This is a genomic window from Rhodobacter sp. SGA-6-6 (assembly GCF_011043545.1).
Lineage (GTDB): Bacteria > Pseudomonadota > Alphaproteobacteria > Rhodobacterales > Rhodobacteraceae > Pseudogemmobacter.
Map to the genome: position 1 here is coordinate 1 of NZ_JAAKGP010000027.1, position 11,435 is coordinate 11,435.

General features: G+C 66.9%; 12 protein-coding genes. 9 read left to right on the forward strand and 3 right to left on the reverse strand.

Annotation, left to right across the window (positions count from 1 at the left end; all coding sequences use genetic code 11):
- Nucleotides 1–76: 76 nt before the first annotated feature.
- Nucleotides 77–481 (reverse strand): single-stranded DNA-binding protein, encoded by a 405-nt coding sequence (locus tag G5B31_RS20340; protein WP_090271194.1) that lies wholly within the window; start codon nucleotides 479–481, stop codon nucleotides 77–79.
- A 422-nt stretch (nucleotides 482–903) separates the two neighbouring features.
- On the opposite strand from G5B31_RS20340, the gene G5B31_RS20345 reads away from it, so the two are divergent.
- Nucleotides 904–1,224, forward strand: coding sequence for an H-NS family nucleoid-associated regulatory protein (locus G5B31_RS20345; protein ID WP_165020026.1), 321 nt, complete (start codon nucleotides 904–906; stop codon nucleotides 1,222–1,224).
- 101 nt (nucleotides 1,225–1,325) lie between these two features.
- Here the strand turns inward: G5B31_RS20345 and G5B31_RS20350 are convergent, their stop codons facing one another.
- A complete protein-coding gene (locus G5B31_RS20350) occupies nucleotides 1,326–2,669 on the reverse strand; it encodes an ATP-binding protein (protein WP_165020027.1) in 1,344 nt (447 codons plus the stop codon).
- A complete protein-coding gene (locus tag G5B31_RS20355) occupies nucleotides 2,666–3,325 on the reverse strand; it encodes a response regulator transcription factor (protein WP_165020035.1) in 660 nt (219 codons plus the stop codon). The genes G5B31_RS20350 and G5B31_RS20355 overlap by 4 nt, the downstream gene beginning before the upstream one ends.
- 152 nt (nucleotides 3,326–3,477) lie before the next feature.
- Between G5B31_RS20355 and G5B31_RS20360 the strand changes: the two genes are divergently transcribed.
- The 8 genes from G5B31_RS20360 (at nucleotide 3,478) to G5B31_RS20395 (ending at nucleotide 11,267) form a co-directional block, all read left to right on the forward strand.
- A complete protein-coding gene (locus tag G5B31_RS20360; protein ID WP_165020028.1) occupies nucleotides 3,478–3,786 on the forward strand; it encodes a PepSY domain-containing protein in 309 nt (102 codons plus the stop codon).
- Nucleotides 3,779–4,429, forward strand: a complete 651-nt coding sequence (locus tag G5B31_RS20365) for a cytochrome b/b6 domain-containing protein (protein ID WP_165020036.1) — start codon at nucleotides 3,779–3,781, stop codon at nucleotides 4,427–4,429. Before G5B31_RS20360 ends, G5B31_RS20365 begins: the two co-directional genes overlap by 8 nt.
- Before the next feature lie 167 nt (nucleotides 4,430–4,596).
- Nucleotides 4,597–4,977, forward strand: coding sequence for a hypothetical protein (locus tag G5B31_RS20370; RefSeq protein WP_165020029.1), 381 nt, complete (start codon nucleotides 4,597–4,599; stop codon nucleotides 4,975–4,977).
- Nucleotides 4,978–5,036: 59 nt separating this feature from the next.
- Entirely contained in the window at nucleotides 5,037–5,504 is a 468-nt protein-coding gene (locus G5B31_RS20375; RefSeq protein ID WP_165020030.1) for a DUF2271 domain-containing protein, read from the forward strand.
- Nucleotides 5,505–5,516: 12 nt separating this feature from the next.
- On the forward strand, nucleotides 5,517–7,724 hold the full coding sequence (locus tag G5B31_RS20380; protein ID WP_165020031.1) for a PepSY domain-containing protein: 2,208 nt from the start codon (nucleotides 5,517–5,519) through the stop codon (nucleotides 7,722–7,724).
- Nucleotides 7,705–8,685, forward strand: a complete 981-nt coding sequence (locus tag G5B31_RS20385) for an FAD:protein FMN transferase (protein WP_165020032.1) — start codon at nucleotides 7,705–7,707, stop codon at nucleotides 8,683–8,685. The genes G5B31_RS20380 and G5B31_RS20385 overlap by 20 nt, the downstream gene beginning before the upstream one ends.
- 3 nt (nucleotides 8,686–8,688) lie before the next feature.
- Nucleotides 8,689–10,569: a heavy metal translocating P-type ATPase gene (locus G5B31_RS20390; protein WP_165020033.1), complete on the forward strand. Its 1,881-nt coding sequence runs from the start codon at nucleotides 8,689–8,691 to the stop codon at nucleotides 10,567–10,569.
- The gene (locus tag G5B31_RS20395) at nucleotides 10,566–11,267 is read left to right on the forward strand and encodes a VIT family protein (RefSeq protein WP_165020034.1); all 702 of its coding nucleotides are present in this window, start codon (nucleotides 10,566–10,568) and stop codon (nucleotides 11,265–11,267) included. Before G5B31_RS20390 ends, G5B31_RS20395 begins: the two co-directional genes overlap by 4 nt.
- Nucleotides 11,268–11,435 lie beyond the last annotated feature (168 nt).

Sequence of the window (11,435 nt, forward strand, 5' to 3'; positions counted from 1 at the left end):
CTCTAAGGCGCCTCACTGCAATCCCGCAAACCCGGCGGGTTTCCCCGCCAGGCCCGAGGGGGAGACCCCGTTCTCTTCAGAACGGGATCTCGTCGTCGCGGTCGACCAGCTCGGGGTTTTCGTTCTCGGCCGACTTCGGGCGGCTCAGGAAGTCGACCTTCTCGGCGATGATCTCGCAGCCGTAGCGGTCGTTCCCCATGCTGTCGATCCACTTGGTGTAGTGGATGCGGCCGTGGACGAGGACCTTCATACCCTTTTCGCAATGCTCCGCGACCGTCTTGCCGAGACCGTTGAAGCAGGTGATGCGGTGCCATTCCGTGTCCATGACCCGGTAGCCGTTCTCGTCGCGCAGGACGCGACCTTCCGAGAGGCGGGGGCGGGAGGTGGCGAGGCTGAAGTTGGTGATCTTGGTGCCGCCCTGAGTGGTGCGGACTTCGGGGGTCTGACCGATGTTGCCGGCGAGGATGACGATGTTCTGCATGGTAAGCTCCTATGTGTCCTGTCTTCGGGACCGTCCCTTCGACAAGACCCGGAAAAAGCCCGTCGGGTGACGCGTGCACGGTGGACAGCATGGACACCGGAAACCCCCAGAGGACCGGGGTGGAGCGGGCAGCCCCAAAGGGGCAACACGGCCCGGACTGACGCGGGGTTGCGCGCGAGAGGCCGAACGGGATTAGGGGATTGTCAGTCGAAGGGATGGCCCGGGAGACAGAGATGCGCGGGGGGCCCATGCCAGAACCTGTCACCCGACCAATCGGGACAGCCTGCCCCCAGGCCAGCACCTCCCGGCGGCGAAACGACGATCACCAGCCTTTGCCACCCCTGCCCCAGCCTTCCGGGAGTTGCGGCGCCCTGCATCGACGGGCTATCGATACCGGGACATTCAGGACACGGACCGCATCAATGGCTGATTACGATCTCGAGGCACTGTCGCTCAGCGAGCTGAAGAAAATGCAGAAGGACGTCGCCAAGGCGATTGCCACATTCGAGGATCGGCAGAAGGCGGAAGCCCGCGCCAAGGTGGAAGCTCTCGCCCGGGATCTGGGTTACTCCCTGGCCGAACTCGTCGGCGCCGAGACGAAATCCTCTCTTGCACCTGTCGCGGCGAAATACCGACACCCTGAGAACCCGGCGCTCACCTGGTCCGGCCGGGGGCGGAAACCGCAGTGGTTCGTGGACGCGTTGGCTGCTGGGAAAACGGCGACCGATTTGGCTATCAACTGATCCAGCCCAAATGCGTTCGCCACTCGGTCGATACGCAACCAGCCGAGTACTGCGCGCGAGAAATGCCTTCGAATCAAGGCGTAAAGCCTGATCCATTCTCGCTAGGAATTCAGAACGCGTGTTCCGGTCGGTGATAGTCGTGCCTCGAACCCTGAAGCCCGGCCTTCGCGAGGCGATCTGAGTTCGAATTGACTGCCAGACCTCTCGGCAATCGTCGCGACAATTGCCAGCCCAAGACCGCTGCCCTCGCGATCGGACCGGGCGCGCTCGAACCGGTGCGTCAGGCGTGCGAGATCCTCGGCGGGCACGACCGGGCCGTCGTTGGCGACGATCAGCGTTCCGTCAGTTGCAAGCGAGACCTCCACAGGAGCTTCGGCTTGGCCATGGCGCAAGGCATTCTCGATCAGATTGCGCAAGACGATCGCGAAGGCGTCGGGGTCCAGATCCGACATGATAGCGCTGTCCGGAAGCGCGAGGTGGATGCGCCCGGGCTCGCCACCGCGCGCAAGGTCGTCGACGATCAGTCGGGCCACGGGGCGAAGATCGGCAGCGACGTCACGGCGAAGGCGACCACCTTCAGCGCGCGCCAGTTGCAACAGGCGTTCGGAGAGGCGGGTCAGGCGTTTCAGCGTGGCCTCGATTTCGGCCGCACGGGCCTTGGCGTCAGCGTCGCGCGTCTCTGTCTGCAGCCGTTGTGCCTGTGCGATGGCACCTGCCAGCGGGGTGCGGAGTTCATGCGCGGCGTTCGCTGCAAAGCTTCGCTCCGCCTCGAAGGCCGCCTCCAGCCGCCCCAGAAGTCCGTTCATCGTATCGGCGAGGGGCGCGATTTCGGTGGGCAGATCGGCGCTGGCGACGGGGCTCAGGTCGCGCGCGCCCCGCGCCGACAGGCGGTCGCGGAACTGGCGCAGGGGCGCAAGGCTGGCGCGGACGGTCAGCACGATGGCCAGAAGCGCCACGGGCAGCAAGATCAGAAGTGGCAGGCCAAGCCCCATCTGAATCTCGCGCGCGACGCTTGCGCGATGGTCCAGCGGCTCGGCCACAGTGATGCGGATCGTGCCCTGCACAGCCTCGTCGCTATAGAGCCGATGCGTTGCAGTCTGGTGGAACCCGATCCCTTCCCAGGCGGGGAACACGCCCGGGTCGGCGGCATGGGATTGCAGCAGGATGCGCCCCTGATCATCCCGCACGATGTAAGTGAAGAACTCGTCATGTTCGCGGATGGCGGCAAGACGCTGGCTGATCCCTGCTTCCTCGCGGTTCAGGATATCAACGACGGCGAGTGGCAGGATGCGCTGTGCGGTTTCCTGCAGGGCGGAATCGAACACCTCTTCGATCTCGCTCCGCGCGATCAGCGCCGTCACGCTGGCCGCGAGCACCCAAAGAACCGTCAGCGCCACGCCCAGCCAGAGCCCAAGGCGACCCTGAAGACTGCGCGGCGCCCTCATGCCCGGCCCAGACGGTAGCCGAGGCCGCGTTCCGTCTCGATCACCTCCGCCCCCAACTTCTTCCGCAGTCGGCTGACATGGACCTCGATCGTGTTGCTCTCGATCTCGGCCCCAAAGGCGTAAAGCTTGTCCTCAAGCTGCGCCTTGGACAGAAGCTGCCCAGGCCGGGACAGAAAGGCCTCGAACAGCGCCCATTCGCGTGCCGTCAGGGCGACTGGGCGGCCGTCGCGGTGGATGCTGCGCGCAGCAAGGTCGATCTCCAGCGGCCCGTGGGTGACAATTGGGTTGGGGTTCCCCGCATAGCGGCGCGCCACCGAGCCGATCCGGGCGGACAGTTCCGCCAGATCGAAGGGCTTGACCAGGTAGTCGTCGGCCCCTGCGTTCAACCCCTCGATCCGGTCGCTGATCTGGTCAAGCGCGGTCAGGATGATGACGGGCGTCACATCGCCCTTGGCCCGCAGACGGCGCAGAAACGGAATGCCCCGGCCATCGGGCAGCATCAGGTCAAGAAGCACAAGATCGAAGCTCGCCCCGGCCATCGCGTCCCCGGCCGCATCCAGCCGCTGGACCCAGTCGACCGAATGGCCATCGGCGGCTATCTGGTCCCGCACGGCAGCTCCCAGAACTGTATCATCCTCGATCAGCAAGATGCGCATGGTCTTCTGCCGTCCCTTTGGCCCCGGGTTGGTTTGCTTCTGACCCTCTCTCCTGACAGCAGGCTGAAGCCCTAGCTCAGCCGTCTTCAGGCTGCCGTCAGCTTCGGCGCGCATCACATCATCCAGACTGGCCGTAACCCGGAGTGTGGCCCATGCGAAAGACACTGACAATTCTTGCTTTTCTGGCGACCCTGCCTGCCGGTGCGGCCTTTGCTGACGATGACTGCTTCGTGCCGATGGCCGATTGGCAACCGCGCGAGGCGGTGGCCGAGTTCGCCAGCTCGCAAGGCTGGGAGGTCCGCCGCATAAAGATCGACGACGGCTGCTACGAGATCGACGGTCGCGACGCGCAAGGCCGCGCGATCGAGGTCAAGCTGCATCCCGGCACGCTCCAGATCATCGAATTCGAGTTCGAGGATGACGACGACGATCGCGAACGCGAAGGGCAGGAAAATGACTGACCATGTTTCCGTGCAGACCAAGGACGTCGCGACCCTGCGCGTCTGGGACCCTCTGGTCCGCGTGTTCCACTGGGGCCTCGTGGCAGCTTTCGCGACGGCCTGGCTGACAGCCGATGAGGTGCAGCCCGTCCATGAATTCGCGGGCTACACGGTCGCGGGCCTTGTGGCCTTCCGGCTGATCTGGGGCTTTGTCGGCAGCCGCTATGCACGCTTTGCGCCGTTCGTGAAAGGCCCGGGCGCGACGTTCGCCTATCTGGGATCCATGCTGCGCGGGGGCGAACGCCGCTACCTCGGCCACAACCCGGCGGGGGCGGCGATGATCGTGGCGCTCTTGCTGACGCTGTCGGGCACGGCCTTCACCGGCTGGCTGATGGCGCAACCCGACCGCGTGGCGATGCTGCCCGCCTTGCCGCAGATCGTGGCCCCGGCATGGGCGGACGATGATGGCGACGAGTATGGCGAGGGACGCGAGGTCGAAGGCGCGCTCGAGGAGGTGCACGAGACCCTGGCCAACCTGATGCTTCTCCTGGTCGCGGCGCATGTCGGGGGCGTTGTCCTCGCCTCGGTCCGCCACCGCGAGAACCTCGCCCGCGCCATGATCACCGGAGACAAGCGCGCCCCGGAACCCGGCGACATCGCCTGACGCTGTTCCCCAACCACGCCTGTCCCGCGTGGTCCGACTGGCCCTGCCCGTTCCCGGCGGGGCCTTTTTCTTCCTGACGCCAAGCTGAAGCAGAAAACGGGAGGGCGTCAGGAACCGCTCAGGTCCGGGGGACAGGTTGGCAGCATCAGATCCAAGGAGACAACGCCATGACATCCCGACTTTCCATACTTTTCGCGTCGACGGCGCTCGCAGTGGCACTCGGCCTGCCGGCCCATGCTGCGATGCAGGTCCAAGGCACCGCCCAAGGCGCGTGCAGCGGCGTTTGCGCCGCCGTGTTCAGTGCGGACGATCAGCCCGTGCCCCTCATCCGTGTGAGCGGAGACGATGACGACGATGACGACGGCGGATGGTTCCGTCGCGGGCACGACGATGACGACGAGGACTGCGACGACGACGATGATGATGATGATGATGATGATGACGGCTGCATCGGCGCCCTCGGCAACCCTGCTCCCGCAGGCACCGTCGCACCTCCGGCAAATGGACTTTTCGGCAACGGCGCGCCGCCCGTGGCTGTGACCAACTGATCGCGGCCATCGCGCCCCCTGCCCATGTGGGGCGCCAATCATCATCGAAAGGACATCCGATGAAATCCCTTCTCGCCACCCTCGCCCTGACCACCGCACTCACTCTGCCCGGACTGGCGATGGCCCGGCCCGTTACGCTGACCACCACGATGAACAGCTATGGCGGCGATGGCGCCTACCTGGCGCTCTACGTCACCGATGCCTCGGGCGCCTATGTCGGCAGCCTGTGGATGGCGGGCGGCAAGTCGAAATATTATGAGCACCTGAGCGACTGGTATGCCGCCACCGGGGGCGACCCTGCCCAGATCAACGGCATCACCGGGGCGAGCGTCGGCGCAGGCCGGACGCTGGAGATCACGCTGGATCTTGCCGATGCCCTGTTCGATGCGGGCTACACCCTGCACATCGACGCGGCGGTCGAGGATATGCGCGACAGCCCGAACGAGATCGCGGTGCAGCTCACCACCGATGGCGCGGGCACGCCCGTTCAGGGCCGCCGCTACATTTCCAGCTTCGTCTATCAGTAAGGGGACGGCCCGATGATCCGCGTGCTGCATCGCTGGCCGGGGCTTCTGGCCCTTGTCCTTGTGACCATCCTTGCGCTCAGCGGTGCGGCGCTGTCGGTCTTTCCCATGGCCGAGCGGCTGGTCGCGCCGCAGGCCGTGGCGGAGCAGAGCGTGGCCGATCTGGCCGCCCACGTGGCCGCCACCCATCCAGGGCTTGAGGAAATCCGTCGGTCCCCATCTGGCACCATCACCGCCTGGTGGTTCGACGGCGGCACGCCGGGGTCCGCAGTGATCGATCCGGCAACGGGCGCAGACGTCGGATCGGCCGATCCGAACGGAGTGGAACGCTGGCTTACCAACCTCCACCGGTCGCTGTTTCTGGACGATGCCGGGCGGCTGGTGATGGCGGCGGGCGCTGCCGCGATGCTAATGCTGACCCTGTCGGGGGCGGCGCTGGTGGCGCGGCGCACCGGAGGATGGCGGCGCTGGTTCGTGCGCTTGCGCGGGCCGTGGCCCGGGCGGCTGCATGTGGAGATTGCGCGCGTTGCGGTCCTGGGCCTTGCTCTGTCGGCTACGACTGCGCTGTGGATGACAGCCTCGACCTTTGACCTGCTGCCCGATGGCGCGGTGCGCCCTGCCGATCCTGCGGCGGTCAGCGGGCAGATGGCCTTCCCGCTGGGGCAGATGGCCGCGCTGCAAGATGTGCCCGTCGACGCCTTGCGCAAGCTGAGTTTTCCCTATGCGGGCGATGCGCAGGATGTCTTCACCCTCTCCACCGATGCGGGCACCGGCCTGATCGATCAGGGGACCGGCGCGCTTTTGTCCTGGGCAGACCTGACGCCGTGGCAACAGGTCTCGGAAACCATCTACATGCTGCACACCGGTCAGGGTGCTGCGGTGCTGGGGCTGATTCTCGGCCTGACCGCGCTGAGCGTCCCGGTGATGGGTGTGACCGGCGCGCTGATCTGGGTTGCAGGGCGGCGGGGTCGGCCCCGCCTGCGCGACAACGCCCGGGCGAGCCGGGCGCAGACGGTGATCCTTGTCGGCTCCGAAGGCGGCAGCACATGGGGTTTCGCCGCGACGCTGGCGCGGGCCCTGCGGGATGCGGGCCAAGCGGTGCATATCGCGCCTATGTCGGGTTTCGACCCAGCCCGTTATCCCAAGGCGGACTGCTTCCTGATCCTCGCCGCCACCTATGGCGAAGGCGACGCGCCCGCTTCGGCCCGCGGGTTCCTCGATCGGCTGGCGCGCCTGCCCAAGCCGCCCACAGCCCCGCTGGCCGTTCTGGGCTTTGGCGACCGCAGTTTCCCGGCCTTCTGCACCTATGCGGCAGAGGTGGGTGCCGCCGCCCGCGCCAAGGGATGGACAACAGTTTTGCCCATGGACACGGTGGACCGCCAATCGCCGCAGGATTTCGCCCGCTGGGGCCGGGCGCTGGGGCAGGCCATCGGGCTGACGCTCGACCTTGACCACCAGCCCGCCCGCCCCAAGGCGCAGGGCCTCTCCCTGATCTCGCGCCGCGACTATGGCGAGGCGGTGCAGGCCCCGACCGCGATCCTGCGCTTTGCCTTGCCAAAAGCGACCCTCTGGGCGCGGCTGACAGGCCAGGGTTTCGCACGGTTTCAGGCAGGCGACCTTCTGGGCATCTTGCCGGAAGGCTCCAGCGTCCCGCGCTTCTACTCGCTCGCATCGGGCAGCCGGGACGGGTTCGTCGAGATCGTGGTGAAGAAGCACCCGGGGGGCCTGTGTTCCAGCCAGTTGCTGATACTAGAACCGGGTGACACCGTGCAGGCCTTCCTTCGGCGCAATCCGGGCTTTCATGCCGGGCGGGGCCGGGCGCCCCTGATCCTGATCGGGGCGGGCACGGGGATCGGGCCGCTAGCCGGGATCATCCGCGCCAATACCCGCCACCGTCCGGTGCATCTCTTCTTTGGGATGCGCCACCCGGACAGCGACTTTCTGTATGGTGACGATCTGACCGCGTGGCAGGCCGAGGGGCGTCTGACGCAGCTCTCCACCGCCGTCTCGCGCGGGGCGCGACCGCATTATGTGCAGGACGCTTTGCGGGCCGAGGCTTCGCAAGTGGCAAACGCGATCTGCCAGGGGGCAAGGGTCATGGTCTGCGGCGGGCGTGACATGGCGCAGGGCGTGGGCCGCGCGCTGGAGGATATCCTGGCACCCATGGGCCTGACGCCCGCAATGCTCAAGGCCGGGGGGCGCTATGTCGAAGATGTCTACTGACCTGATCCGCCACGCCCTGAACGGCCCGACCATGGGTACCCGCTGGTCCGCGCTTTTCCATGCCGCGCCGGGGTTTGATCCCACGCCCGTGCAGGCCGCCCTCCAGACCGCAGTCGATGCAGTCGATTTGCAAATGTCGACGTGGAGACCCGACAGCGATCTGATGCGCCTGAACGCCGCGTCGGTGGGGGCATGGCAGGACATCCCCGCCGATCTGGCGCGCGTGCTGACCGTCGGGCTGGCAATCGGTCGTGCCTCGGGCGGGGCCTTCGACATCGGTCAGGGTGATGCGGTGCGCGCTTGGGGCTTCGGCCCCGCCACCGCCGATCCGCAGGCCATTCGCGATGCGATGCAGGCGCCACATCGGCCTGCCCATGAGGTGCTGGTTCTGGACGGCAACCGGGTGCGAAAGATTGCCCCGATCTCTCTGGACCTGAACGGCATCGCCAAAGGCTACGGGGTGGATCGTCTGGCCGAAGTCCTGTCAGCCTACGGCATCCGCGACGCCCTCGTCGGCATCGACGGAGAGATGCGCGCCATGGGCCTCCGCCCGGGCGGCAGCCCCTGGACCATTGCGGTTGAGGCCCCCGATCATCACCGCCGCGCGCCCCATTCCATCCTGACGCTTCAGGATTCTGCTGTCGCCACCTCGGGCGATTATCGACACTGGGTCACGGCGCAGGGGTGTGATCTGTCCCACACGATGGACCCTGCGCGCGGTGCGCCGCTTCTCGCGCCCCCTGCATCCGTCACCGTGATCGCCCCCACCTGCGCCGAGTCGGATGCCTGGGCGACGGCGCTGATGGTGAAGGGGGTCGAGGCAGGCGCAGACCTTGCACGAAAGGCAGGGCTCGACGCGCTGTTTCTCGCGCGCGATGATGCGGGTGGCGTACAAGGCATTGGCGTTGGCAAACTATTTTCGAGCAAGTCCGCGGCGACGGCCCCGGCCGTTGGAGATTGACCCTTGGATCACGCGCAGACAGATCGGCTCAAGACCCTGCTCCTCGCCATCGCCCTTGCAGGTCTGGTGACAGGGCTCGGGCTGCACTTCAGCGGGCGCACGGACCTTGCACAAACGGCGTGGTTTGCGGGGGTTGTCCCCGTGCTGGCGGCGCTTGTGGTCGAGATCATCCGCAGCCTTGCCCGCGGCGAGGTGGGGCTCGACATCGTGGCCGCCCTGTCCATGTCGGCGGCCCTGACCTTTGCCGAGACGCTGGCCGCTGCGGTCGTCGCCGTCATGTATTCGGGTGGCACCTTCCTCGAAAGCTTCGCCGAGGGCCGGGCACGGCGCGAAATGCGCGATCTGCTCTCCCGGGTGCCGCGTACCGCTACGCGCCACCGCAACGGTGGACTGGAGGAGGTGGCACTGGACGACATCGCGCCCGGCGACCGGCTGCTGATCCGGCAGGGCGATATCGTGCCGGTGGACGGGCGCATCGCATCCGCCGCGGCTTTCGTCGACACATCGGCGCTGACGGGCGAATCCTTGCCGGTGCGGCTCGACCGCGGGTCTGAGGCGATGAGCGGATCGACCAATGCGGGCGATGCCTTTGACATCGAGGCGACGCGCGAGGCAAAGGACAGCACCTATGCCGGGATCGTCCGGCTGGTCGAGGCGGCGCAGGCGTCGAAAGCACCCATGGCGCGGCTGGCAGATCGCTGGTCGCTGGGGTTTTTGGCCGTCACCGTCGCCATCGCCTTTGCCGCCTGGTGGTTCACGGGCGATCCGATCCGCGCGGTGGCGGTGCTGGTGGTGGCGACGCCTTGCCCGCTTATCCTCGCCGTGCCGGTGGCGCTGGTAGCGGGCCTGTCACGCGCGGCGCATTTCGGGGTGCTGGTGAAAGGTGCAAAGCCGCTGGAGGCGATGGCCCGCATCCGCACGCTGATCCTGGACAAAACCGGCACGCTGACCGACGGGCGCCCGCAGATCGTCAGTATCGACAGCCATGACGGGATGGGGGCTGACGACATCCTGCGCTATGCGGCGGCGCTGGATCAGGCATCAAAACACCCCGTCGCGCAGGCCATCGTGGCTGCAGCAAGGGACCGGGGGCTCACCCTACCCATCCCCGAAGATGTGGCTGAAATCCCGGGCGAAGGCGTCATCGGTTTCATCGACGGACGGCAAGTCATCGTCGGGGGCGATGGTTTCGTCGCGGGGCGCGTGGGCCGTTTGTCGGGTGATCACCCGGAACTGGCGGCAGGGTCGGTCATGGTGGCCGTGGCCGTCGAAGGCCGTTTGGCGGGGCATCTGGTCATGTCCGACCCCCTCCGCGAAGGGGCAGCCGAGATGCTTGCCAGCCTGCGGCGGCAAGGGGTTGCGCGCATCCTCTTGGCCACCGGAGACCGGGCCGAGGTTGCGGCGCGGGTGACGGAAGGGCTGGGGCTTGACGGTATCCGCGCGGGGCTGACGCCAGATGAAAAGGTGCTCTTGGTCCTGACCGAGCACAAGAACGGTCCGGTGATGATGGTGGGCGACGGCGTCAACGACGCGCCCGCACTGGCTGCCGCCGATGTGGGCGTCGCCATGGGCGCACGCGGGGCGGCGGCAAGTGCCGAGGCGGCCGATGTGGTCTTGCTGGTGGACCGGGTGGACCGCATCGCGCCGGGGATCGAGATCGCGCGCAGATCGCGCCGGATCGCGCTCGAAAGCGTGGTCGCAGGCATCGGCCTGTCGGTTCTGGGCATGATCGCTGCAGCCTTTGGCTACCTGACCCCCGTTCAGGGCGCGCTCTTGCAAGAGGCCATCGACGTCGCCGTCATCCTGAACGCGCTGCGCGCCCTGCGCATTTCTCCCGCGGGCCTTACAGCACCGCAAACCCGTATTGAAGGAGTTTCCTCATGAGCCGCCTTTCCCATTCCGAAATACATATGGTGCACCGCATCGGCTGGTTGCGCGCGGCGGTGCTCGGCGCGAATGACGGGATTGTCTCGACTGCCAGCCTCGTCGTGGGCGTCGCCGCAGCCGGCACAGGGCGGACGGAGGTACTGATCGCGGGCCTCGCCGGGCTGGTCGCTGGAGCCATGTCGATGGCGGCGGGCGAATACGTCTCGGTCAGTTCGCAGACCGATGCCGAGCAGGCCGATCTGGCGCGCGAGCGCAAGGAACTGGCTGAAACGCCTGATGCCGAACTCGAGGAACTGACCCGAATCTACGAGGCGCGCGGGCTGACCCGCGATTTGGCCGAACAGGTTGCCGTCCAGCTCACCGACCGCGATGCCCTTGGCAGCCACGCCCGCGATGAGCTGGGCATCTCCGAGACAGTGACCGCTCATCCGATCCAGGCGGCCCTCGTGTCAGCCATGACCTTTGCCGTGGGTGCCGTGGTCCCGCTTCTGGTGGCGATGCTTGCGCCACCTTCGCAGATCGTCGCGTTCGTAGCCATCGCGACACTCCTGTCGCTCGCGATGCTGGGCGGTCTTGGCGCGACCGCTGGCGGCGCCGGCATCCTGCGAGGCGCTGTCCGAGTGACGTTCTGGGGTGCCCTTGCCATGGCCGCGACCGCGCTGGTCGGATCGATCTTCGGGGTCACCGTCGGGTAAGAAAAACCGCCTGGAGTGATGACACTACAGGCAAAGGCAGCTCGCAGCGCTGCGTTCCTCGGATCGGCATCGCCGATCACACGGCCAAAGGTAGGCCCGGAGGCGCACACGCGCCGTGCCCGAGCCCTTGAAAAGTGAGGCCGAAGCCTCACCCGAAGGGATCGTATT